This window comes from Bradyrhizobium altum, assembly GCF_020889705.1.
Lineage (GTDB): Bacteria > Pseudomonadota > Alphaproteobacteria > Rhizobiales > Xanthobacteraceae > Bradyrhizobium > Bradyrhizobium altum.
Window position 1 is genome coordinate 1 of the sequence record NZ_JACMYP010000144.1, and the last position, 23,117, is coordinate 23,117.

The following is a 23,117-nucleotide window of genomic DNA, read 5'->3' on the forward strand; positions in this document are numbered from 1 at the left end:
CGCCTCGCGTGCCGGATAGCGAAGGCGCCGCAGGCCTCGCAGCGCTGCAGCATGAAGCGCCCTTCGGCGGCGGCGCGCGTGAACCCGTGCGATGTCCTGCTGCGCGCTCGCGGCGGCGACGTCGGAAGCCGCGTCCGCAGCAGCGGGTTCTTGCGCCGGGGTGGCTCAATCGGATCGATCATCGCGCGGGCCCTGCAAAGATCGCGGCGCCCGAAGCCAGGCCGCGATCATAGTTGATCATACCGAAGCCCGAGGCCAAACCGAGCTTTGCATCCTTCACCTGCGTGGGACCGGCTTCTCCCAGGACCTGCCGCAATCCTTCGACGAGCCCGAGATAGGCGCCGGCGGCGCCCGCCTGCCCTGCCGAGAGCTGGCCGCCCGAGGTGTTGTGCGGAAAGTCGCCGTCAACCGTCAGATCGTGCTGACGAACGAAGGCCGCGCCCTCGCCCTTGTTGCAGAAGCCGAGATCCTCGAACTGCATCATCGTGATGATTGGATAGTCGTCATAGGTCTGGACGATATCGAGATCGTCGGGCTTCACGCCGGCCATCGCGTAGAGTTCGCCGACATCCATGGCCCAGCCGCCGCGCACCTGCATCGGATCGTCGGCGAAGGCGTTGTGCCGCTCGATCGTCGACAGCAATCGTGCAGCCGACAAGCCGAGCGATGCCGCGGTCTCGTCCCGCATCACAAGGAAGGCCTCGGCACCGGCGCACGGCATGACGCAATCGAACAGATGAATGGGGTCGGAAATGGGACGGGCCGCCAGGTACTGCTCGATCGTCAGCGGCGCCTTCATCAGCGCATGCGGGTTGCGCAGCGCGTTGGCGCGCTGGGCGACCGCGATCCTGCCGACGTCCTCGCGCCTGACGCCATAGGTCCGCATATAGTTGCGCGCGATCAGCGCGAAGCTCGCATTGGCGCCGCCTGCGCCATAAGGATAGACCGCGTCCTGGTTGAAGCGCGAGAAATTCTCGAGCGTCAGGCGGAAGGAATCGACGTGGTTGGTATCGCCGGCCACGCAAGCCACGATGTCGGCATCGTGTGCCTGCACCGCGCGCGCCGCTTTCCGCAATGCCGCGATGGCGCTGGCGCCGCCGAGCGGGATGGTGTCCAGCCATCTGACGCACAGCCCGAAATGCTGTGTCAGTCCGATCCCGCTGTCAGTCCCCATGGTGAAGCTGGAGACGCACAGGCCGTCGATATCGGAGGCCTTGATGCCGGCCCGCGCGACCAGCGCGCTCAGCGCGCGGCCAATCCACCATTGCGCGCTCTCGATGGAATAGCGCGCATAGGGGATCGTGACGGGAGCCGCCATCACGATACCCTCATACGGTGTGCGCAACGAATTCTTCACCGGCCGCCTGCCTTGCCTGCCCGCCTCAGATCACCGTCAGCTTCATATCGATACTGCCACGAGTCGTATTCGAACAGGGTCACCTTCTCGGGTCTCGTCACGCCTGGCTCTCCAGAGCTGGTCGGCTGTTCGGGCGCTAACGCTTGTTGCGCGCGAGCATCGCCCGGAAATCATCACGGGCCAACGCACTGGCACGCCTGAAGCTCGGCCCGCGGCTCGGCTCAGTGCCGTTGAGTTGTCTGAGCTGCACCCACATCTCGGCGCTCTTCAACGCCACCGCGGCGCAGTTCACGACCGGCGCATGCCCGACCTTCAGGCCGTGCTCCCGCCCGATCAAGAGGCCCGGCAGCACACCGGCAGGGATCACCACATCGGCTCCGCGCTCCACCAACGGCAGGGCGCAGGCCAGAAAATCCTCGATCATCCGGGCGTGGGCCGCCTGGTCGCCCGCGAACGCACCGGCGAAATCCTCCGGCTTGCAGCCGAGGCCGGTCACATGGACAACGCGATCACCGAGGCCGTAGCGTTCGGCCTGCTCGTAGTGCCAGACCTCGAAGACGGGATCGAGCGTCACGAGGCCGAGGCGCCGTCCGAGTTGCGAGGCCGCAAGCAGCGTCGCCTCGCCGGTCCCGATCACGGGAATGTCGAGCGTCGCGCGGAGTTCATAAAGTCCCGGATCCTGGAAGTGGCCCATCACGAAGGCATCGAACCCGCCCTCTTCGGCCGCGATGCCGTTGTCGATCGCCTGAACCGCGCAGCGCAATTCGGCAAGCCGGCCGAACTCCCGATCCGGCGGCGAAATGCCTTCGACATGAACCGTCGTGCCGGGCGCAGCGATCTTGTTGAGATACTCCGACAGCCGCGCCATATAGGGCGCGTTCACGCTCGCATCGACGAAACTCTGCCAGAAGATGCGCATCGCCCTTCTCCTCAAACGGTGACGGGAGCATCGGCCGTCGGCCTGCCGATCAATATATTTCAACCATAAACTAATTGACCCGTCAAATGCGCACGATGGCGCTCGCCAAGGGGGCCTCTTCGTCGCGACGAGAAGGCCCAATTTTCGGGACAAAGGGATGAAGGAAATGGCGCACTCTGACGGAATTGTATGCAGCAACATTTTTTTCTGGCAGCCCCGCGACACGTGTTGACGGCGCCACGGAGAATACTTTAGGCTTTAAGTAATCGACCACCGGCCAATGCCGGTGGCCATGACGATGATGTTGCAGGGCACCGATTTTGAGAAACTCAATCGCGTGGACTATCGTCGGGCCTGAATGGCCGGCAGCAACATCGCCGGTCGCGCATCGCGGCTGCGGCATTCGCCTTCCTTCGCTTCGACAGATGCACGCCGGTTGCCGCAGGCCCGCCCGCTATTCGCGCGGCACATCTCGCCATGGCCGCTGACGCCCCGGCCAAGCGAACTTTCCTCTCGCCGCGCCCGGCGTCTGGCGCTGCAGCAATGCCTTCAATCGGTTCGTGCACAGCTCGGGCTCCTGCCCGGCTTCCGGACATTCGTATCCAGCATCAACGGAGGACAACGCAAATGCGGCAGAAGACCTTGGGCTTACTCGCACTTGTCGCCGGCGCCTTCGCAGCACCGGCTGCGCAAGCCGACATCACGATCGGCTTTGTTACCTCGCTGAGCGGCAATGGCGCGTCGATCGGCATCCCCTATGGGCGCGGCATCAATGCCGCCTATGAATACAAGAAGACGATCAACGGCGAGACCATCCGCCTGATCCAGCTCGACGACGGTTCCGATCCGTCGGCCGCGACGCGCAACGCGCGCAAGCTCGTCGAGGAGGAGAAGGTCGACCTCCTGATCGGCACCGCGACGACCCCCTCGACCATCGCCATGGCGGCCGTCGCCAGCGAATTGAAGGTGCCGATGATCTCGATCTCGCCGATCGGCAAGCTTCCGGAATCGCCGGAGCAATGGGTCGTCGCGGTGCCGCAGCCGGCTTCGCTCCTGGTCAGGATCGTCGCAGATAGGATGAAGCGCGATGGCATGAAGAACATCGGCTATATCGGCTTCTCCGATGCGTGGGGCGACCTCGTCTACAACGGAGCCAAGGCCGCCGAGCCCATCGACGACATCAAGGTCCAGACCAACGAGCGCTATGCCCGCACCGATACCTCGGTGACCGCGCAGATCCTCAAGGTCATGGCTGCACGTCCCGACGCGGTGCTGATCGGTGGCTCCGGTACGCAAGGCGCGTTGCCTCTCATCACGCTCTCCGAGCGCGGCTTCAAGGGCAATACCTACGGCACCGTGGCGCTGGTCAATCCGGACTTCGTCACCGTGGGTGGCAAGGCCGCCGAGGGCATTCAGGTCTCCGCCGGCCCCGTGATCGTGGCCGAACAGCTTCCGGACGAGCATTTCGCCAAGAAAATCGCGCTCGATTTCCGCGCGGTCTACCAGAAGACCCACAACATTCCGACCACTGACGGATTCTCCGCCTACTCCTTCGATGCCTGGCTGATCTTTGCCAACGCCGCCGAGCGGGCGTTGAAGACCGCGAAGCCCGGCACGACGGAATTCCGTACGGCGCTGCGAGACGCCATCCTCAGCACCAAGGAACTGCCCGGCGTGCATGCCGTCTACAACTTCAAGCCCGGTGCGGTGACCGGCGTCGACGAGCGCTCGCTGGTGGTGGTCCGCCTGACCGGCGGCGTCTGGAAGTACGCGCCGTAAGCGGGAAGTTGGCCGGCGGCCAGAACGGGGGAACGGCGTCTCAATGACGAGCGATATCGCGGCCATCCTTGCGATCGATGGGATCGCCACCGGTGCGGTCTACGCACTGGTTGCGATCGGAACCGTGCTCATCTTCACGGTGACACGGGTCATCTTCATTCCGTTCGGCGACATCGCCGCCTTCACCGCGCTGACGCTTGCAGCCCTCGATGCCAAGCGCTTTCCCGGAACTGGCGCGCTGGTCGTGGTGCTGGCGTGCCTTGCGACCCTGATCGAGATCATCTCGCTCATTCGCAACGGCGAGCTTCGCCTGCTGCCGCGCGCGCTTTTTTTCTATCTCGCTGTTCCATTGGCGGTCGTCGGCATCGCCTGGCTCACCATGCGCATCGACCCGCCGCTCGCCGTCCGGCTCGTGCTCGCGCTGATGCTGATCACGCCGATCGCCCCTCTGCTTGACCGGATCGTCTTCCGCCCGATCGCCGACGGCACCGTGCTCCTGCTGCTGACGGTCTCCGTGGCGCTGCATTTCGCGCTGGTCGGTCTTGGCCTCCTGTTCTTCGGCCCCGAGGGAGTCCGGACGGAGCCGCTGACGTCGCTCTCAACGGAGCTCGCCGGCGTCCTGATCTCGGGCCAGACCATGCTGATCGTGATCGCCGCGCTCGTCTTCAGCGGCCTCCTCTATCTCTTCTTCGACTTCACGCTGGTCGGAAAATCGCTCCGCGCCACCGCGGTGAACCGGACCGGCTCCCGGCTGATGGGGATCCGGCCGGCGCGGGCCGGCACCATCGCCTACCTGCTGGGCTCGCTGATGGCCGGCGTATCCGGGATCCTGATCGCGCCGGTGAATACCGTGTTCTACGATTCCGGCTTCCTGATCGGTCTGAAGGCGTTCGTCGGCGCCATCGTCGGCGGCATGACCAGCTATCCCGGTGCCGCGATCGGCGCGGTCGGGGTCGGCATCCTCGAAAGCTTCGCATCTTTCCAGAGCAGTGCGCTGAAAGACGTGATCGTGTTCTCGTTGCTGATCCCGGTTCTGATCTGGCGATCTCTCGCCTCGCTGCATTCCGAGGAGGAGATCGAGGAATGACGCGCCTTCATGTTCAGCTCGCAGCAGTAGCAGCGCTGGCGTGCCTCGCACTCGCGCCCCTCGTCCTGAGCCCGTTCAGCGTCACGCTGATGAACTATATCGGCATCTACTCGCTGGTCGCCATCGGCCTTGCGCTCCTCACCGGTGTCGGCGGCATCGTGTCGTTCGGACAGGCTGCGTTCGTCGGCATCGCGGCCTATGCGACAGCGTGGGTCTCCGCCCTGAACGGGCATTCGCCCTGGCTCGGCCTGCTGTTCGGGGTGGCGCTGACCTGCGGCGTCGCAGCCATCCTCGGCGTCGTCACCTTGCGCCTGCAGGGCCATTTCCTCTCGCTCTCGACCGTCGCATGGGGCCTTGCGATCGGCTTCCTGTTCGGAAATGTCGAGGGGCTCGGCCACTTCAACGGCATCTCGTCGATCCCGCCGATCAGTCTTGGCTCGCTCGCGCTCGTCTCCAGCGCACAGATCTATTATCTGATCTGGGGCATCGTCGCCCTGGTGCTCTTGCTCGGCTACAATCTCCTGGACTCGCGGCTCGGCCGCGCCATGCGGGCCCTGCGCGGCGGCAATACGCTGGTCGAGAGCCTCGGCATCAACGCCTTCCGGATCAAGCTCGTGACGTTCGTGATCGCGGCGTTCCTGGCCTCGCTCTCCGGATGGCTTTACGCGCATATGAGCCGCTTCATCAGCCCGGGTCCGTTCGATGCCAGCATGGGCATCGAGTACCTGATGATGACGATGGTCGGCGGCGCGGGCAGCCTGCTCGGCGGTGTCGTCGGCGCCGCCATCGTGACCCTGCTCAAGAACAGCGTGCAGGATTATCTGCCGCTGATCGCCAAGGGCGCATCCGGGCAACTCGAGATCGTCGCCTTCTCCGCGCTGTTCATCCTGTTCCTGCAATGGGCGCGGCAGGGCATCGTCCCCTCGATTGCGCGCTATCTGCCGAAGACCAGGCGCGAGCGGCCGCAGCCTGCACCGCCGCTGCCGCGCCGGCCGCAGCCGGCACCGGGCGAGCTTCTCCTGAAAGTTGATGGCGCCGAGCGCCGGTTCGGCGGCCTCGTCGCGGTCAACAATGTCAGCTTCGAGGTGAGATCCGGCGAGATTCTTGCCGTCATCGGTCCGAACGGCGCCGGCAAGAGCACGATGTTCAACTGCCTGACCGGCGCGCTGCGGGTCAACAAGGGCGAGATCGTCTTTGCGGGCCGCCTGATCACGCGTGATCCGCAATCCCGCATCGCCAAGGCGGGTGTCGCCAGGACCTTCCAGCATGTGAAGCTGCGGCCGCGCATGAACCTGCTGGAGAACGTCATGCTCGGCACCTACAGCCGGACCCGCACCGGCCTGTTCGCCGGCGCCTTTCGCCTCAACCAGCGTGAGGAAGCCAGCGCCCGGCACGAGGCGCTGCTGCAGCTCGAGCGCGTCGGGCTCGGCGACAAGCCGTTCGAGCTCGCCGGCAGTCTTCCCCTCGGCAACCAGCGCATCCTGGAGATCGCACGCGCGCTCGCCGCAGATCCCGCGCTGCTTGTGCTGGACGAGCCGGCGGCGGGCCTGCGCCGCCAAGAAAAGCTGAGATTGGCGGAGCTGCTCCGTTCGCTGCGGGCGGATCACCTGACCATCCTCATCGTCGAGCACGACATGGAGTTCGTGATGTCGCTGGTCGACCGCATCGTGGTGCTCGATTTCGGCTCCAAGCTTTGCGAGGGCGTTCCAAGCGCGATCCGCAGCGATGAGCGGGTTCAAGAGGCCTATCTCGGGGGCGTCGCGTGAGCGATATGTTCTCCATGACCGACGTCACCGTCTGCTACGACAACGTCGAGGCCGTTCGCAACGTCTCGCTGTCGGTCGACGAAGGACAGATCGTCACCGTGATCGGTCCGAACGGCGCCGGCAAGACCACGCTACTGATGGCCGCCATCGGGCTGCTCGGATCGCGTGGCCGCATGGCATTCCGCGGCAACGATCTCGGTAAGATGTCGGTCGAGGATCGCGTCGAGCGCAGGCTCTGCCTGGTTCCGGAGAAGCGCGAGCTGTTCTCCGACATGTCGGTCGCCGATAACCTCCTGCTCGGCTCCTACAGCCTGCGCGACCGTTCCGGTGTCCGAAAGACGCTGGATGAGGTTTATGATCGTTTTCCGCGGCTGAAGGAGCGGCAACGCCAGGCTGCAGGTACACTCTCCGGCGGCGAGCGCCAGATGCTCGCGCTGGGGCGCGCGCTGATGGCCAAGCCCGCGCTTCTGATGCTCGACGAGCCCAGCCTCGGCCTTGCGCCGCTGATCGTGCGCGAGATCTTTCGCACCATCGCGTCCCTGCGCGACCTCGGTGTGTCGATCCTGCTGGTCGAGCAGAACGCCCGCGCCGCGCTCGAAGCCGCCGACTATGGTTACGTGCTGGAGACCGGCGAGATCGTGCAGTCCGGCCCTGCCAAGGATTTGATCCACGATCCCCGGCTGATCACGGCCTATCTCGGCGGCCACTGAGACCAGTTTGGGTCGATCCCGGCGAGCCGCACGACAAAAATCGAAAACAACCCCATGCACAGTAGCCGGCCACAGCAAGATCAATGGCTTGATGGCCCGCCGCAACGCATGCTGATTTTCAGAATCTACTTGCTTCGTCGGGCAAATCAGGCGCACAATGCCATCATCGCCGCGGCATGCTCTCCGGGCCTCGTACCTATAAACCCGCGGCGTCATGTGACGGGTGGCTTTGTCCGCTTTGCTCCTATAGCGACCAAGTTCGTGCGGCAGCCCAGTATGTCGAGATGGGCCACTACCAGACCCGCCCAATGCAGCAATTCAGCTACAACTTTTGTGAGGTGTAGCTGCGTCAGCAATCAGATCGTCCAGAACATAGACTAGTCTGGGACCGCTCGTGTCTCCGCCAGTACGCATGGCAGAGAGTTCTTTAGCGAGCGAAAATCTTCAAACAGGTCCTTCTCCGGCACGACATCCGGAACGAGGTGGAGCGTCTTCAAGATGTCGAGCTGCGCCACTGGCAGCCCGACGATGAGGATGCGCTGGCCGGCGGCCTTCAGGTCGATCAACGCGTCCTGAAGTGCATAGGCGCCCGACTGGTCCATGAAGCGGACTCGGTCCATGCGGAGCACGAGCAACTTGCCGCCCCGCGCGCGCATGGCGATGTCCGCGAAACCGCGGGCGAAGCCGAAGAACAGCGGGCCTTCGAGGCGCTTGACAAGGAGCCGGTCGCGGTCCGCCGCGGGCAGGCTAAGCTCGTCGGCCCAGGACTCGTCTGCCATCGGGCCGATGGTAGTCTGCTGTTCGGAGAGATCGGCGACGTTCTTCATGAAGACAAAGGAGGCTGCGATCAGGCCGGCGGCAACGGCGACGATTACCCCCGAGAAAACCGTCAGCACCAGCACCAGGAGCATTAGTGCCGCGTCCGCGCGAGGTACCTTTGTTATGTGGCCCAGGCCACGCCTGTCGATGCAACTCAGGCCGGCCGCGACGAGGATACCGGCCAGCACCGCAGTCGGGATGTATCGCACCACACCGGAAAGGCCTAGCAACACCGCCAGCAGGAATACCCCGTGAACGACCCCCGACAGACGTGTGCTACCACCGGCCTCGATATTGACGATGGTGCGGATACTGGCGCCAGCGCCCGGGAGCCCGCCGACCAGCGCCGCGGCCATGTTGCCGATACCCTGTCCGATCAGCTCGCGATTGCTGGCGTGATGGGTCTTCGTGATGTTGTCAGCCAGCAAGGCACTCAGCAGCGAATCGATCGCGCCAAGCAATGCGAGCTCCAGCGCCGTGGTCACGATGAAGCTCACTCGCGTGTAGTCGAATTCGGGCACGACAAAGGCCGGCAGCCCGGACGGGATGGCGCCAATGCGCGGCGCGTCCACGCCGAACAGGAGCGAGCCCCCGGTCACCAGCACCAGGGCGACGACGGATGAAGGCACCGCGCGCGTGACGCGCGGCAGGAGATAGATGATTGCAAGCGTCGCCGCGGCCATCAGCGCGACCGGCCAGGCGAATCCGGCGGGCAGCGTGTGCAGCTTGGCAAGGATCTTTGCGGGATCCGAGGAAGGCGCCGCCATGCCGGCCATCGGGAAAATTTGCTGGATGAAGATCAGGACGCCAATGCCGCTCATGAATCCGGAGATCACCGGATACGGCACGTAGCGGATGTAACTCCCGAGGCGCAGCAACCCCATCAGCGCCTGCAGTGCGCCCGTCAGCAGAAAGACGGCGACGACAAAAGCAAGGTTCACCTCGCCGTTGGGAAGCATGCTCGCGGCGACGACGCCGGCCGAGACCAGCGTCATCGGCGCGGTGGGGCCAGACACAAGCACTGGCGTACCACCGAATAGCGAGGCGAGTATCCCGAGCACGATGGCACCATAGAGACCGGCTTCCGGGCCAAGACCCGAGAGGGCGCCGAGCGCGAGGCATAACGGCAGAGCAACGACGCCTGCGGAAAGCCCACCGAACAGGTCCCCCCGGCTCGGAATAAATTTGATAGCCATTATTGTCGACCCACCTGGAAGCTCTGCGCCCGTCTCAGTTGTCCGGCGAGTACGGCAGCGCCGATTTGTGCGCACAGAGCCGCAACCGGCCGTCGGCGCAGCGGCGAAAAACGAAGGTCTTGTCCACCATTATCTCATCCCCGGATGCGCTCTGCGCATAAACATTGCCCATGGTGATGGCGATGTTGCCGTGAATCTGGATTCCGTTCTCCGCGGCGTTGTTGTCGTACCAGACCTTTACCCAGTGATTCAGCGCAAACCCCTTGTCCTCCGGGAAGTCGGGATCACCTGCGACGAAGTAGGACAGCGCACCCTTCTTCGTGCTGCGGAACGCGTTCTTGCCGAAGGCGAGCGTCGGCTTGAAGAAGACGGTACCCTCCGCGTAATCGTACAGGTCATCGATCAGCGCGCCGGCGACGGCACGGAAGTCACCGCCTTCGGCGTGCACCGCGCCAATGCGTATCAGTGCATCGCACCAGGCTTGCTGAACGGCGTTGACGTCGTCTTCGGTGATGGGGATCATGAGGGTGCTCCAATCCTTGGCTTCTTGGTCGGGAGACAAGTTTGCAAGCGGAGTAACTAAGATTAGCAGTCCGTCCGCCCGGTGGGAACCGATTTCGCGATACTGAGCAGCGAGCGACTCCGGCCCGTGAACTCATGCCCGACACGCTCTCCGCCAGGATCAGCGTCCCGCTTGATCGATGGCGTGGCCGGGCTTTTTGCCGAAACCGAACAGCAACAAGTACCCGGCAGGAACGAACAGCAGTGTCAGTATCGACGCCACGGCAAGCCCTGACATCATCAAGACTGCCATCGGCGTCCAAAGCGCTCCACCGAAGATCGCCATAGGCATCAGCCCGAGAACGGTGGTCGCCGAGGTCAGAAGGATCGGACGCAACCGCTTTTTGGACGCCGCGACCACAGCCTCCTGCAGATCCAGCGTCTCGCGCTCGATATCAATCTGGTCGATCAGCACGATCGCGTTGTTGATGATGATGCCCGCAAGGCTGATGATCCCGAGCGTTCCGAAAAACGACAGCGGCTGTCCGGTCGCCAGAAGCGCCCAGGGTATCCCGACAAAAATCAACGGGATGGTCACGAACGTCAGCAGCGTGCGACGGAACGAGTTGAATTGCAGGATGATCGCAATCACCATGACCACAAGGGCAGCCGGAAGCCATTTGCTGAGCCTTTGATTGGTCTCGGAACTCTTTTCGATCTCGCCGCCGATAACGACCTGGTATCCGCCGCCGAGATCGAGCTTGTTTAGGCCGGGCTGGATATGCGCCAAAAGCTCACCGGCCGTCAGCGTCGCGCTCCGGCCGGTGGCGATGATCGTCCTCTCCTGATTCTTCCGGCGTATTCTCGAAAAGTCAAAACCGACGCGTAATGTCGCGACCTGGGCAAGCGGAATCAGGCTTCCATTGTGAGCGAAGGTGGCGCTGGTCAGCCCTTCGATGCTTCTATGTGTCTCCGCGCCGGCCCGGAATACGATCGGGATCGAGTTATCACCCTCGCGATAGACCGAAACCGAGGTTCCCGTGAAATACGTCCTCAGCTGCTGGGTTATTTCTTCGGACGTCAACCCAAGCTGCCGGATGCGGTCCTGATTGACGTCAACAATGACCTTGATGACCTTGTTTCCCCAGTCGTCATCATTGTCCCGAATTCCGGGCGCGCTCCGGAACAGGGACCGCACCTGCGCGCTAAGCGCGAGAAGGCGATCTGCATCCGGCCCCGATATTTCGACGTCGACGATGCCAGCTTCCACTCCCCCCATCGCAAGCCGCTTGATCTTGAATCGCGCTTCGGGATGATTTTGGAACAAATACTTCCATGCACGATCCGCGGCGCGAACGGCCCCCTGATAATCTTTGGTGTTGACCAGAAAAAAGGCCGTACCTGGGTCCGCCGGCACCGGCGTCAATGACAGATAGAACCGCGGCCCGCCATCGCCGACATAAAGGATGTGGCTCGCGATCTCCGGGTTTTCTTTTGCGTCCGCAAGCCACCGGGAAATCTTCAAGGCGCTGTTTTCGGTCTCCGATATATCGGTGCCGTCAGGCATGTTCATGTAGATCAGGAACTGGTTACGTTCGCTGAGCGGAAACATCTGCTTGGGGATCCGGCCGAACTGCATTACGGAAAGCACGACCAGCACACCGCAGACGCCCAACACGACCGGAGAGGCGCGAAGCACCACGCGCAGCACCGCGCCATAGGCCTTATGAAGGCCCGACTCGGGATTGCTTTCACTGCTTGTGCGGATTCTCGTGCCCATGAACCAGACCGTCAAGGCAGGAAGAATATAAAGCGCGGCAATCCATGAGCCGCCCAGCGTAACCGCGACGACAGCGCCGAGTGAAAAGCCGTATTCGCCCACCGCTCCCGGGAGCAGGAAGAGCGGAAGAAATGCGGCAACCGTCGTGATCGACGAAACCAGAAGGGGAAAAGCATATTGCTGCCCCGACGCCAGCGCGGCATCCGTCGGCGACATGCCCCGTCCCACACGACTGATGATGTCTTCGACGATCACGACACCATTGTCGACCAGAAGGCCTAGTGCAATGATGATCGCTGCGATCGAAACCTGCTCAAGTGCGATCCCGAGCATGCGCATCCCGATGAGCGAGAACATCACGGCAAAAGGAACGATCATCGCTGCGATCAATCCGACCCGCAGCCCGAGGAAGATGATGACGATCGCGCCGACGACGAGGAACGTCTGGGCGACGCTCGAGAGCGCCGAATTGACTGCGGCGCTGACCTGTTCGGCCTGGTAGGCCGCGAAATCGATTTCGTAACCGATCGGCAGCGCGTCCCGATAGCTGCGCGCAAAGGCGCGAAGTTTTTTCCCGAGTTGGGTAACGTCCTGATCCGGTTGCATCACGATGCTGAGCACGACGGCGGGCCGACCATTGAAAAAGATCGGTTTTACCTTCGGCGAGACGTAGTCGCGGCGCACCGAGACGACGTCGGACAGCCGCACCAGATTCTCCGTAGTGCCAACCCGGGTCAACATGGTTTCGATGGCGCGCACGTTTGGAAAATCGCCGGAAGCCTCCAGCAGGATTCGAGTGCCGTCGGCTACGATATTTCCGGCTGGCAGGATGACGTTCTGCGTTTGTAAATCCTTGACAAGGGTGGTCACCTGAGCGCCGACGGCCGCCAGCTTGCTGGTGTCGATCTCAAGCCAGACACGTTCTTCCTGAACCCCCAGCACTTCAACTTTGGCCACCCCATGAACCAGATAGAGCTTCTTGCGGAAATCGTCCGCGACATCCTTCATCTCGCGCTGCGTAAAACCCTCGGCCGTGATTGCAACCGTAGCAATCGCGACGTCGCCGAAGTCGCTGTTGACGAAGGGGCCGATGGTGTTGTCTGGCAGCTCGATCTTGACGTCGGTCATCTTGTCGCGCAGGCGTTGCCATGCCGCGTTGACATCGCCGACTTCGTCCTCGAGGTCGACGTAAACGACCAGTGATCCCTCGATTACCAGCGAACGAATATCCTTGACCTCGGCAAGCTCCCTGATCTTCCTCTCGATCGGAACGGCGACGAGATTTTCCATGCGTTCGGGGGCCATTCCCGGAAACAGCGCGGACACCACGGCCGTTCGAATCACCACGACCGGATCTTCACGTTTGGGGAAATCAGGATACAGCGCAAAGCCCGCCGCCAGCAGGCCGACCATGATGGTGATGGTGAAGCGGGAGCGCGCCAGGCCGAACCGGGTTAGGAAATTCAAAAGCGCTACTCCTGTAGCGGAAGAAGTTTCACTTTCTCACCATCAGTCAAATAGGACACGCCGGCAGAGGCTACGATGTCACCGACACCGAGCCCCTCCGTGACGACAAGTCGATTGTCGCGAATGCCGCCAACGGTGATTTGGCGCTTTTTGACCGTCGAGGCCGCCGCGTCATAAAGGAATACGGTCGCGATACCCCGCAAATCGCTGCCGCCCTCCGGAACAAGCGCGGTAAGCGGCAGCAAGAAGCCGCTTGCGCTGCCGCCGACCAGAGGCTCCTCTATCGTCACCTCGACCGACATGCCGGCATTAAGGCCGGGCGTGCTGTTCTTGAGCCTGATCACGACTGGAAATGCCGACACTTGTTGGGCCTTCGAGCCCAGCTCCTTGATCTCCCCCTTGAGGGAAAGATCGGACCTGTCGGCGACCTTTACTACGACCGACTGTCCAACCGTGAGTGTCTGGAACGTTCCTGACGGCACCAGGAAGTCCATCTCGAAGCTGTCGTCGCTATACAGCGTAACAATCGATTGACCTGCCGCCACCTGCGCAAATGATTTCACCTCGACGCCGGCAATTGTGCCGCTGAAGGGAGCCAGCAGCTTACTTCGATCGAGATTGTGGGTTGCCAGATCCAGTTGACGTTGCGCCTGGTCGAGCTGCGCTTTGGCAGTCAGGAGTGCTGCGTTGGCTCGATCGAAGTTGGCTTGTGTCGTAACAGCTCTCTTCAGAAGCTGATCCTGGCGCTGAAATTCCGCGTCGGCATTGTCCAACTGCGCCTGAGCCTGCTTTACGCCAGCGCTCGCCTGGTCGACCTGTGTCTGCAGCGACCGCGGGTCGATCTCTGCCAGGACGTCTCCTAATTGGACTTTTTGGCCAGCTTCCAGAGTTACGGCCCTGAGTTGTCCAGCGATTTCGAAGGATAGACGGCTCACATCGGCGGGCTGCAGGATGCTTGGGAAGTGGCGCAAACGGCTCTCCGCCGTCGCAGCGACCTTGTAGGCGCGAAGCCCGCGAACCGGCTGCTCGGCAGGCTCGCCCTGCTTTTCCGAGCAATTGCATAGGCCAAGAAGCAGGATCAGTCCCGTGGCTATCGCGAGCGCATTCTGACCGGATCTCATAACCAAGCTCCGCGCTACGGACTTTTCATATTATAGCTAAGTTATTTCGACCGTCCAATCGCAGCCTGAAAGACTGACGCTTATCCTACGGTCTGCCTCCTTGTCTTCTGCCAACCGTCTACCGGCCCGCAGCCTGATGGCGGATCGCTCGGCCTTTTCGGTTAGGAGGAGCGCCTCATCGCTACGAAGGTAGAAGTCTTTCTATAGCGACCAAGTTCGTGCGGCAGCGCGGTATGTCGCGATGGGCCACAGGCGGACATCCGCCTCGGGCCCATCACCGTTCCTCATCTTGATGCACGCGAATGTGGAGGCGCAATCTCCTCCTTGGAAATAGCTATTTAGAAGAAAGCGCCACCTGATCGACGTGCGCGTCGATGATCGGGCCGAACCCTTCCCAGTGTTCGCCGTTGAAGCGGCTCATTCGCATCTGTTCGACCGGATAAAAATCGGTCGGCGAGGTCTTGACGCGGATACCCGGACGGAGGGTTTCGATCTCGAAATCAAGATTGGCAACCACCTTCATCACGTTCTCACGTGTCAGGTTATCACCGCACTGTTTCAAGACTTCGACCAATCCCGTCGACAATGTGTAGGCCGCCAATGTACCGCCGTCGGACTTGTCGGCTTCCGGATAATACCTTGCTAGGAAGGCGCGAAAGTGCTGCATGCCGGGGTAGTTGTCCCACTGCGGATCGGTGACATCCATATTGTAGAGGGCGGTGAGGATACCCTCGGCATTCTTGGGGCCTGCGGGCTTCAGTACCCCACCAATTGAGCTCGAGACGTTCGACATGATGTGGATGGGGTGCCACCCGAGTTCAGCGACTTTTCTGATAGCCTGCGCCGCATATTTCGGTGTTGAAATATTGATGAGCACGTCGGGTTTCGCAGTCCTGATTGCCACTACCTCCGAATCTACGGTTGGGGTGCCGACATCATAGGGCGCGCTGACGATGACCATTTTGTCAAACTTGTCGCCAAGCCCGTCCTTGAGACCTTGAATGTAGTCCCTGCCAAAATCGTCGTTCTGGTAGAGCACACCAACTTTAGCTGTCGGATGGTTCTTCAGAATGTAGCTAGCATAAACACGAGCCTCCGCGCGGTAAGTCGGCTGCCAGCCGATCGTCCATGGAAAATGCTCATGATCGCCAAACCGCGAGGCACCGGTCGACACGAATAATTGCGGCACACGCATCGTATTCATGTATTTCTGGATAGCCGCGTTGGTGGCCGTGCCAAGTGACGCGAAAATCAGAAAGACCTCGTCGCTCTCGACCAGCTTGCGCGCTTGCTCCACCGTCTTTGGAGGACTATAGCCATCGTCGTAGGAAATGAAGATTATCTTGCGCTGATTGACCCCGCCGTTGTCGTTGATCATCCGAAAATAGGCGCTCATCGTCCGGCCGATGACGCCATAGGCCGACGCAGGTCCACTGTACGGCATAATGTTGCCGATCTTAATATCGGTGTCGGTTACACCAGCATCGTATTGTTTCTGAGCAATTGCGCCGCTTCCGCTGTAAGCGAACAAAATGATGGCGGTCGACAACGCCGCCCATCGTCGCGTGACGAAAGACATTATCGTTTCTCCCTATAACTGATGAAGGTGCCTGTTTGTTTGGACCTCTTGTCGGGTCTCTCGCGGAGATTGAACATCTTTTATCAAAGCCTGTCGACGTCAGACCACATCTCCGCCGTGCATTGGTGCGATTGGTCAATATAACTGACCGTCGCGTGTACTCTCGGCCGAAGAAGTGCGGTTGCTCCTAAATCAGAATGGCCAAGTTTCAGTCGCCTGCGGGTCAAAATATGAAGAACTCAACGTGAGCACATCCGGTCGGCTACGCCCCGTTGAACGGGCCTCAATGAGGCGTGTCGCTACTTCGCTGATGGGTCATTTTGGACGGTTTCAGCGGAGATTGTCGGCTGGCCGATGTCCGCTTCTACCCGCAAGCGTCCCCTTGCGGGAAACTACCTTGCCCTTGTCCAACTCGCATCTATCCGGATATGGCTGGCCGCGCGTTATGAGTTTACGCCCTGGGACTTCTTTGGCCGCACAACACTCGTCAGCATCGGAAAATGCCTGTTGCCGCCCACGAACGGCGGAAACCGGACGAAGTCCGCGCGCATGCGCTTGATCACGTCGGAGCTCAGCGCGAGCGCGAGGGCTTTCGGGCTGTCGAACATCAGTCTGTTGCGCTGCATGTACTCGACCCGCTGCGACGGCAGCCGGTCGACCCAATCGATGCGCGTGTAGATCTCGATCTGACGGACCTCAGGGAAGCTCCGCATGATCGACGGATGATGCTCCAGGTAATGCAAATTCCAGGCATTGATATCGTCGGCCGGCCCGGGATAGTGCACGAGGTAGCTGCACGGCGTGACCGTACCCTTCGCATGCGTGGCGTCGTCGACGGGATAGGCACGCGTCACCATCGCCTGGTGCGTCACGTCCAATCCGGCAAGGCTCGGCAGTCCGCGACCTGCCGCAAGACCTGCGAGCACGCCACCGCGATCCATCGCCGCCTCGCACGCAAACAGGTTCGGAAAACGCAGTTGCAGCGCAAATGCCGGCCCGGGCCCGTCGGCCTTGTAGGGATGATCGACCGATTGCTCCAGCGGCGTAAACAGCAGGCCCTCGGCCATCCCCGGAGTAGACCCCACCATGGCAGTGGCAGCCGCGAGATCGTCCGCGTGAATTCGTCGCTCGGCTTTCGGATCGGAGAACGTCATGAACAGCGAGATCATAGCGACACCATCTGCGTGTTTTCGTCTGCTTGGCGATGCAGCTCGAGCGCGGCACGGACGTCGTCGGGCCACGGAATTGCGCGATGATCGACCAGCGACGTCGCGGCGAGGATCTGGCGCGCCCGCCAGCGCACGCCATCTGCGCCCGTCACGACGTGCGCCAGATGGAGCGAGGCGCGGCCGATCCTGACGATGCGAAGGCCGAACGTCAGGCGTTCGCCGAATTTCGACGGCCGCGAGAAGTCGCAGGTCAGATGCACGGTCGGGGTCCCGATCCTGCGGACCGTGACCAGCTCGGGCCAGGAGAATCCGATTACAGCCCAAAACTCCTCGACCACGCCATTGAGCATGTTCAGGTAGGACGGGAAGTAGGCGATCCCCGATGGATCGCAGTCCCCGAACCTCAGCTCGCGATCGAACGAGAACGGCGTCATCAGATCGCGACAACGGGGTGCCGGATGACGCCGACGCCATCGACGCCCGCCTCGACCACGTCGCCGGGCCACAGCCATTCCTGCGGGCTCATGCCGGCGCCCACGCCTTCGGGCGTTCCGGTCGCGATGATGTCGCCCGGCTCGAGCGTCATGCCGGACGAGATGTCGGCGATCAGGGCCGGAATATCGAAGATCATGTATTTGGTGTTGGAGTCCTGCTTTATGACGCCATTCTTCGTCAGCCAAAGCCTGAGGTCATGCGGATCGGGAATCTCATCCGCAGTCACGATGCAGGGGCCGAACGGCGCGTAGGTGTCCATGCCCTTGGAAAAGATCCACTGTCCGGCGCGGCGATTGTCGCGCGCGGAAATATCGATCATCACGGAATAGCCGAAGACGTGGTCCATCGCCTTCTCGACCGGGATGCGGGTCGCGGTCTTGCCGATGATGACGGCGAGCTCGACCTCCCAGTCGAGCTGCCGGGTGATGCTGGCATCGTGCTGGATCGCGGCTCCCGGTCCGATCACGGCGGTCGGCGGCTTGGAGAACACCACCGGCTGCTTCGGCAGATCCTTGTCGGTGTCGAGGCTCTTGGCGGACTCCGCCACATGCGCCCGATAGTTCAGTCCGATCCCGAAGATGTTCTTCCGCGGGCGCGGGATCGGCGCCTGCAGCCTGACATCCTCGAGCGGAACGGCGGCGCCGACCGGCAGCGCCCCGTTGGCGCTGTCCAGGCATTCCCTCAGCGCCGGCAGCAGCGTGACGGCGTTATCGATCAAAGAGAGCATATCGCCTGCCCAGACAAGGCCGCGTGACGCACCGAGCCGCTCGACATCGACAACCAATCCGTTGACGACAACCCCAAGCCGGGCGCCGCTGGAGCCCAAGGTGTAGGTGACTAGACGCATGAGAGCTTGATCCGATTATTCGGGTTGAATTCTGCGGGGAAAGGTCAGGCCGCGACCGGTTGATGGCCGGCATTGTCGCCATAAGCCTCTTCCCGGTAGAGACCGAGCCCTTCGATGACGGGCAGGTCATTGAAGCAGAACAGGCAGGCGTCCTCGCTCCCGGAGGCGTTGCCGTGCTCATGCCAGGCCCAGGACGGAACGCAGAAAATATCGCGCTCCTGCCACTCGAACCGCTTGCCGCCGATCACGGAATAGCCGTGTCCTTTGGCGACCTGATAGACGAAGCTTCCGGTGTGCCGGTGCGACTTGGTCTTCTCGCCCGGCCGCAGCAACTGCATGCTCGCGCCGATGGTCTGCATCACATGTCCGCCGGTGATCGGATTGACATAGTTCATCAGGATGCCGTCATAGGGCGATCCGTCGGTGGCGGCGGCATATTTCCGCAACGACTCGTAAGTCGGCTCCCACTCATATTTGAACATCGGTGAATAACCGTTCGACCATCGCGAGCCCGCGGGCCGAAGGCCGGGATTGCCCCAGGTCTTGGTCATGTCGTCGACGGGATAGCCCGACTCCTCCTGCTGGACCTTCGGGTGCACGACGAAGAAATTGGCCTCCAGCGCATTGACGAGCGGAATGTCGAGCCCATCCTGCCAGATGCAGACCGAGCCGTTTCCCTCGACGCCATGCTCGTGCCAGGTGCCGTTCGGCGTCAGCACGAAATCTCGCGCGCCGAGTGTCATCTTGTGGCCATCGACGATGGTATAGGCGCCCGTCCCTTCCATGATGAAGCGCAGGGCGGAGGCCGAATGTGCATGAGCCGACGCCACTTCGCCCGGGTGCATCACCTGCAAGCCCGAATAGAGCCAGCCGACCGCGGCCGACACGTCGCGGCGACCGGGATTGTTGAGGTAGATCACCCGCCGTCCCGCCTTCTCCGGCGAGACTAACTCCACCGAGCGCAGCACGTGCTCACGCAGATCGCTGTAGCGCCAGAGAACGGGAACGGACGCCGACTGCGGCTGCCACGGCTCGATCTTGTTGGCGACCGTCCACAGCGCGGCCGCTTCGAACTTCTCGAGGTCCTTGTAGTAGGCCTTGAGCTCCGGGGTATCCTCGACATTGGCCCGGCCGATGACGTTTTCACCCATCCTGTCCTCCAAGTTTTATTTCATGACGTCCTGTCTCGTGCAGTCCTGTTTCTTGCAGTCCTGTCGCCACATCACGACTGTCGTCCTGGCCTAGTGCGCAATTGCGCACGGGAGCCAGGACCCATCACCACCGCATTTGATTGTGAAAGGGATCGCGGCCCCAGATCGCTCGACAATGACCATTCGGGGTAATGGGTCCTGGCTTTCGCCAGGACGACGGTGAGGAGGGTTCGCGATTCGTGGCGTCGTTGGATCGACACGTCCCATCATTCCGTCCTGCCGGGCACGAAGACTTCGGGGAATGCGACCAGCCGCGCGCCGTTCGCCGCCGCCTCACGCACCAGTGAGGCCGCCTTGTCGGCGGTCGCGCTTGCGTTGAGATATACAGGTGAAGCCTGGACGGCGGCGGCTCTAAAGCGCGGCAGCTTCAGCATTGGCCCTACCCTGTCGCTGGCTCATCATCGCCGTCCGGAGCAGAAATCCGCATAGCCTGACGGCAACGGCGCAGCGTTGACTTACTTTACATGTAAACGTATGCTATAGCATATTTCTGGAGGGTGCAATGGCTGAACGGTCTTTTGCTCGCGAGGTCGAGGATCTCCGGCTCGGCGACGGCGACACCTTCCGCGGCGAAGGCATCCTCGCCATCACCAAGGCACTTCTGCAATCGGGCGTTGCCTATGTCGGCGGCTATCAGGGCTCGCCGATCTCGCACCTGATGGACGTGCTGGCCGACGCCAAGGACGTGCTCGACGATCTCGGCGTCGTCTTCCAGAGTTCCGCCAATGAAGCGGCGGCAGCGGCGATGCTGTCGGCCTCCGTGATGTATCCGCTGCGCGGCGCGGTCGCGTGGAAGTCGACGGTCGGCACCAATGTTGCCTCCGACGCGCTGGCCAACCTCGCCTCCGGCGGCGTCACCGGCGGCACGATGATCATCGTCGGCGAGGATTACGGCGAAGGCTCCTCGATCATGCAGGAGCGGACCCATGCCTTTGCGATGAAATCGCAGATCTGGCTGCTGGATCCGCGGCCTGACCATGAATGCATCGTCAACCTGATCGAGAAGGGCTTTGAGCTCTCGGAGGTCTCGAACACCCCTGTCATGCTGGAGGTGCGCGTCCGTGCCTGTCACATGCACGGCAGCTTTGCCTGCAAGGACAATGTCAAGCCGGCCCACACCATCAAGGACGCCCTGAACAATCCGAAGCGCGACGTCGGCCGCATCGTGCTGCCGCCGGCGGCCTATGAGCATGAGCAGGAGAAGATCAAGACGCGGATGCCCGCAGCCATCAACTTCGTCCGCGACCACAGGCTGAACGAATGGATGGGGCCGAAGCAGGGCAAGGTCGGCATCATCATGCAGGGCGGGATGTACAACAATGTCGTCCGCGCACTGCAATATCTCGGGCTATCCGATGCCTACGGCAACACGCAGGTTCCGCTCTACGTCATGAACGTCACCTACCCCGTGATCGACACGGAGGTCGCCGAGTTCTGCCTCGACAAGGACGCCGTCCTGATCGTCGAGGAAGGCCAGCCGGAATATCTGGAGCAGGCGATCAACACGGTGCTGCGCCGCAAGGATATCCAGGCGCGCATCCACGGCAAGGACGTGCTGCCGATGGGCGGCGACTATACCGCGCAGGTGCTGCTCGGCGGCGTGCGCGAATTTATCGAGAAGACCGAGCCGCGGCTGCTCGGCAATCGGCCACCGGCGCCGGATGCGAGCCCTGTGCTCAACCACCCCGAGGTCGAGAAGCTGAAGCACGTCGTGCCGGCGCGTCCGCCCGGGCTTTGCACCGGCTGTCCGGAGCGGCCGATCTTCGCCGCCATGAAGCTCGTCGAGAGCGAGCTCGGCCAGCACCACGTCTCCGCCGACATCGGCTGCCACCTGTTCTCGATCCTGCCGCCCTTCAACATCGGCGCGACGACCATGGGTTTTGGCCTTGGCCCGGCCTCGACCTCGGCCTTCAACGTCAAGGCCGACAAGCGCTCGATCGCCGTGATGGGTGACGGCGGCTTCTGGCACAACGGGCTGACCAGCGGCATCGGCAACGCCGTCTTCAACAAGCATGACGGCGTCTTCATCATCGTCGACAATTACTACACCTCGGCGACCGGCGGTCAGGACATCCTGTCGTCGCGCGCGACGAGCAAGCGGCGAAACACCAACAACTCGATCGTGCAGGCCGTGAAGGGCATCGGCGGGCAATGGGTCCGGCAGATCGACCGCACCTACGATGTCGGCCGGATGCGCGACACGCTGAAGGAGGCGCTGACGACCAAGGAGCAAGGGCCGAAGGTCATCGTCGCGTCCTCCGAATGCATGCTGAACAAGCAGCGCCGCGTGAAGCCGCAGATCAGCAAGGCGATCAAGGACGGCGTTCGCACCGTCAAGGAACGCTTCGGTGTCGACGAGGATGTCTGCACCGGCGACCACGCCTGCATCCGCCTCTCCGGCTGCCCGTCGCTCTCGGTCAAGCAGCTCGACGATCCCTTGCGCGACGATCCCGTCGCGGCCATCGACAATTCCTGCGTCGGATGCGGCAATTGCGGCGAGGTCGCGGACGCGGCCGTGCTGTGCCCCTCGTTCTATCGCGCAGACGTCATTCACAATCCGACCGGCTGGGACAAGTTCAAGTCGCGGGTCGCCATGGCCGTGATCGGCTGGCTGCAACGGCGGCGTGATCGCCGGCGTCCGGCGCTCGAGGCTTTGGCATGAGAACCTTGGCATGAGAGACGAAACGGTCCAGTTGGCGCTCCCCGCCGCAGGTGACGCGACCGAGCGGCCGATCTCGATCGCGATCGTCGCGATGGGTGGCCAGGGCGGCGGCGTCCTCACCGACTGGATCGTCCAGCTCGCCGAGAACCATGGCTGGGTCGCGCAGTCGACGTCGGTGCCCGGCGTCGCCCAGCGCACCGGCGCCACGATCTACTACATCGAGGCGATGCCGCCGCTCGATGGCCGCAAGCCGATCCTGTCGCTGATGCCGACGCCGGGCGACGTCGACGTGGTGATGGCGGCGGAATTCATGGAAGCCGGCCGCTCGATCCTGCGCGGCCTGGTGACGCCGGACCGCACCACGCTGATCGCATCCAATCACCGGACGTTTGCGATCGGCGAGAAGATCGCGCCGGGAAACGGCATCGCCGACCAGGGCGCGGTGACCGGCGCCATCGGGGTCGCCGCCAAGACCGAGATCATCTTCGACATGAACGCGCTGGCGATCGCCAATGGCAGCGTCATCTCGGCCGCGATGTTCGGCGCGCTCGCAGGCGCCGGCGTGCTGAGCTTCAGCCGCGAGAGCTATCTCGACGTCATCCGCGCCGGCGACAAGGGCGCGCAGGCCAGCGTCCGCGCGTTCGAGGCCGCG

Annotated in this window: 20 protein-coding genes and 1 pseudogene; 7 read left to right on the top strand and 14 right to left on the bottom strand. The window is 62.4% G+C overall.

The annotated features are described in order from the left end of the window. The 4 genes from H8B02_RS29020 to H8B02_RS29035 all read right to left on the bottom strand — a co-directional run. A partial coding sequence (locus tag H8B02_RS29020; RefSeq protein WP_229169383.1) for a zinc ribbon domain-containing protein occupies nt 1-182 on the bottom strand: 182 nt, incomplete at its 3' end. Continuing rightward, nucleotides 179-1,357, bottom strand: a complete 1,179-nt coding sequence (locus tag H8B02_RS29025) for a thiolase family protein (protein ID WP_229169384.1) — start codon at nt 1,355-1,357, stop codon at nt 179-181. The genes H8B02_RS29025 and H8B02_RS29020, both read right to left, overlap by 4 nt. 136 nt (nt 1,358-1,493) lie before the next feature. Continuing rightward, nucleotides 1,494-2,276 (bottom strand): aspartate/glutamate racemase family protein, encoded by a 783-nt coding sequence (locus H8B02_RS29030; protein ID WP_229169385.1) that lies wholly within the window; start codon nt 2,274-2,276, stop codon nt 1,494-1,496. Nucleotides 2,277-2,358: 82 nt separating this feature from the next. Then, complete coding sequence (locus tag H8B02_RS29035) at nt 2,359-2,679, bottom strand: hypothetical protein (protein ID WP_229169386.1); 321 nt, start codon at nt 2,677-2,679, stop codon at nt 2,359-2,361. A 224-nt stretch (nt 2,680-2,903) separates the two neighbouring features. On the opposite strand from H8B02_RS29035, the gene H8B02_RS29040 reads away from it, so the two are divergent. From H8B02_RS29040 to H8B02_RS29055, 4 genes are read left to right on the top strand one after another with little or no spacing between them, the layout of a single operon-like run. After that, on the top strand, nt 2,904-4,055 hold the full coding sequence (locus H8B02_RS29040; RefSeq protein WP_229169387.1) for an ABC transporter substrate-binding protein: 1,152 nt from the start codon (nt 2,904-2,906) through the stop codon (nt 4,053-4,055). Between the two features lie 43 nt (nt 4,056-4,098). Further along, on the top strand, nt 4,099-5,142 hold the full coding sequence (locus tag H8B02_RS29045; RefSeq protein ID WP_229169388.1) for a branched-chain amino acid ABC transporter permease: 1,044 nt from the start codon (nt 4,099-4,101) through the stop codon (nt 5,140-5,142). Then, entirely contained in the window at nt 5,139-6,908 is a 1,770-nt protein-coding gene (locus H8B02_RS29050; protein WP_229169389.1) for a branched-chain amino acid ABC transporter ATP-binding protein/permease, read from the top strand. Before H8B02_RS29045 ends, H8B02_RS29050 begins: the two co-directional genes overlap by 4 nt. Then, complete coding sequence (locus H8B02_RS29055; RefSeq protein WP_229169390.1) at nt 6,905-7,618, top strand: ABC transporter ATP-binding protein; 714 nt, start codon at nt 6,905-6,907, stop codon at nt 7,616-7,618. The genes H8B02_RS29050 and H8B02_RS29055 overlap by 4 nt, the downstream gene beginning before the upstream one ends. A 377-nt stretch (nt 7,619-7,995) precedes the next feature. On the opposite strand, the gene H8B02_RS29060 is transcribed toward H8B02_RS29055, so the two are convergent. The 5 genes from H8B02_RS29060 to H8B02_RS29080 all read right to left on the bottom strand — a co-directional run bounded on the left by H8B02_RS29060 (nt 7,996) and on the right by H8B02_RS29080 (nt 16,081). Then, the gene (locus H8B02_RS29060; protein ID WP_229169391.1) at nt 7,996-9,633 is read right to left on the bottom strand and encodes a SulP family inorganic anion transporter; all 1,638 of its coding nucleotides are present in this window, start codon (nt 9,631-9,633) and stop codon (nt 7,996-7,998) included. Nucleotides 9,634-9,667: 34 nt separating this feature from the next. Next, nucleotides 9,668-10,156 carry a metal-independent carbonic anhydrase family protein gene (locus H8B02_RS29065; RefSeq protein WP_229169392.1) on the bottom strand — a complete coding sequence of 163 codons (489 nt, stop codon included), beginning with the start codon at nt 10,154-10,156 and terminating at the stop codon, nt 9,668-9,670. Nucleotides 10,157-10,315: 159 nt separating this feature from the next. After that, complete coding sequence (locus H8B02_RS29070; RefSeq protein ID WP_229169393.1) at nt 10,316-13,381, bottom strand: efflux RND transporter permease subunit; 3,066 nt, start codon at nt 13,379-13,381, stop codon at nt 10,316-10,318. 5 nt (nt 13,382-13,386) lie between these two features. Next, a complete protein-coding gene (locus tag H8B02_RS29075; protein WP_229169394.1) occupies nt 13,387-14,502 on the bottom strand; it encodes an efflux RND transporter periplasmic adaptor subunit in 1,116 nt (371 codons plus the stop codon). 334 nt (nt 14,503-14,836) lie between these two features. Beyond that, nucleotides 14,837-16,081 (bottom strand): ABC transporter substrate-binding protein, encoded by a 1,245-nt coding sequence (locus H8B02_RS29080; RefSeq protein ID WP_229169395.1) that lies wholly within the window; start codon nt 16,079-16,081, stop codon nt 14,837-14,839. A gap of 363 nt (nt 16,082-16,444) precedes the next feature. On the opposite strand from H8B02_RS29080, the pseudogene H8B02_RS29085 reads away from it, so the two are divergent. Next, nucleotides 16,445-16,540 (top strand): annotated as a pseudogene (locus H8B02_RS29085) (IS5/IS1182 family transposase); the annotation flags it as partial. Here H8B02_RS29085 and H8B02_RS29090 read toward each other — a convergent pair. From H8B02_RS29090 to H8B02_RS29110, 5 genes are all read right to left on the bottom strand, one after another. Beyond that, nucleotides 16,525-17,250, bottom strand: coding sequence for a hypothetical protein (locus tag H8B02_RS29090; RefSeq protein WP_229169396.1), 726 nt, complete (start codon nt 17,248-17,250; stop codon nt 16,525-16,527). The pseudogene H8B02_RS29085 and the gene H8B02_RS29090 sit on opposite strands and share 16 nt — an antisense overlap. Beyond that, a complete protein-coding gene (locus tag H8B02_RS29095) occupies nt 17,247-17,684 on the bottom strand; it encodes an acyl-CoA thioesterase (protein WP_229169397.1) in 438 nt (145 codons plus the stop codon). The genes H8B02_RS29090 and H8B02_RS29095 overlap by 4 nt, the downstream gene beginning before the upstream one ends. After that, the gene (locus tag H8B02_RS29100) at nt 17,684-18,592 is read right to left on the bottom strand and encodes a fumarylacetoacetate hydrolase family protein (protein ID WP_229169398.1); all 909 of its coding nucleotides are present in this window, start codon (nt 18,590-18,592) and stop codon (nt 17,684-17,686) included. The genes H8B02_RS29095 and H8B02_RS29100 overlap by 1 nt, the downstream gene beginning before the upstream one ends. A gap of 44 nt (nt 18,593-18,636) precedes the next feature. Further along, a complete protein-coding gene (locus H8B02_RS29105; RefSeq protein ID WP_229169399.1) occupies nt 18,637-19,743 on the bottom strand; it encodes a cupin domain-containing protein in 1,107 nt (368 codons plus the stop codon). Nucleotides 19,744-20,009: 266 nt separating this feature from the next. Continuing rightward, complete coding sequence (locus H8B02_RS29110) at nt 20,010-20,177, bottom strand: nitrilase-related carbon-nitrogen hydrolase (protein ID WP_312001322.1); 168 nt, start codon at nt 20,175-20,177, stop codon at nt 20,010-20,012. Nucleotides 20,178-20,305: 128 nt separating this feature from the next. On the opposite strand from H8B02_RS29110, the gene H8B02_RS29115 reads away from it, so the two are divergent. Beyond that, the gene (locus H8B02_RS29115; RefSeq protein WP_229169400.1) at nt 20,306-22,465 is read left to right on the top strand and encodes a thiamine pyrophosphate-dependent enzyme; all 2,160 of its coding nucleotides are present in this window, start codon (nt 20,306-20,308) and stop codon (nt 22,463-22,465) included. A 10-nt stretch (nt 22,466-22,475) separates the two neighbouring features. Then, nucleotides 22,476-23,117, top strand: a 642-nt coding sequence (locus H8B02_RS29120; protein ID WP_229169401.1) for a 2-oxoacid:acceptor oxidoreductase family protein, incomplete at its 3' end; no start/stop codon positions are given.

Bases quoted from the DNA above. Each gene is read 5' to 3' on its own strand.
- H8B02_RS29030 (WP_229169385.1), bottom strand. From the start codon at position 2,276: ATGCGCATCTTCTGGCAGAGTTTCGTCGATGCGAGCGTGAACGCGCCC.
- H8B02_RS29035 (WP_229169386.1), bottom strand. From the start codon at position 2,679: ATGCCGCAGCCGCGATGCGCGACCGGCGATGTTGCTGCCGGCCATTCA.
- H8B02_RS29040 (WP_229169387.1), top strand. From the start codon at position 2,904: ATGCGGCAGAAGACCTTGGGCTTACTCGCACTTGTCGCCGGCGCCTTC.
- H8B02_RS29045 (WP_229169388.1), top strand. From the start codon at position 4,099: ATGACGAGCGATATCGCGGCCATCCTTGCGATCGATGGGATCGCCACC.
- H8B02_RS29050 (WP_229169389.1), top strand. From the start codon at position 5,139: ATGACGCGCCTTCATGTTCAGCTCGCAGCAGTAGCAGCGCTGGCGTGC.
- H8B02_RS29060 (WP_229169391.1), bottom strand. From the start codon at position 9,633: ATGGCTATCAAATTTATTCCGAGCCGGGGGGACCTGTTCGGTGGGCTT.
- H8B02_RS29065 (WP_229169392.1), bottom strand. From the start codon at position 10,156: ATGATCCCCATCACCGAAGACGACGTCAACGCCGTTCAGCAAGCCTGG.
- H8B02_RS29075 (WP_229169394.1), bottom strand. From the start codon at position 14,502: ATGAGATCCGGTCAGAATGCGCTCGCGATAGCCACGGGACTGATCCTG.
- H8B02_RS29080 (WP_229169395.1), bottom strand. From the start codon at position 16,081: ATGTCTTTCGTCACGCGACGATGGGCGGCGTTGTCGACCGCCATCATT.
- H8B02_RS29090 (WP_229169396.1), bottom strand. From the start codon at position 17,250: ATGATCTCGCTGTTCATGACGTTCTCCGATCCGAAAGCCGAGCGACGA.
- H8B02_RS29095 (WP_229169397.1), bottom strand. From the start codon at position 17,684: ATGACGCCGTTCTCGTTCGATCGCGAGCTGAGGTTCGGGGACTGCGAT.
- H8B02_RS29100 (WP_229169398.1), bottom strand. From the start codon at position 18,592: ATGCGTCTAGTCACCTACACCTTGGGCTCCAGCGGCGCCCGGCTTGGG.
- H8B02_RS29105 (WP_229169399.1), bottom strand. From the start codon at position 19,743: ATGGGTGAAAACGTCATCGGCCGGGCCAATGTCGAGGATACCCCGGAG.
- H8B02_RS29110 (WP_312001322.1), bottom strand. From the start codon at position 20,177: ATGCTGAAGCTGCCGCGCTTTAGAGCCGCCGCCGTCCAGGCTTCACCT.
- H8B02_RS29115 (WP_229169400.1), top strand. From the start codon at position 20,306: ATGGCTGAACGGTCTTTTGCTCGCGAGGTCGAGGATCTCCGGCTCGGC.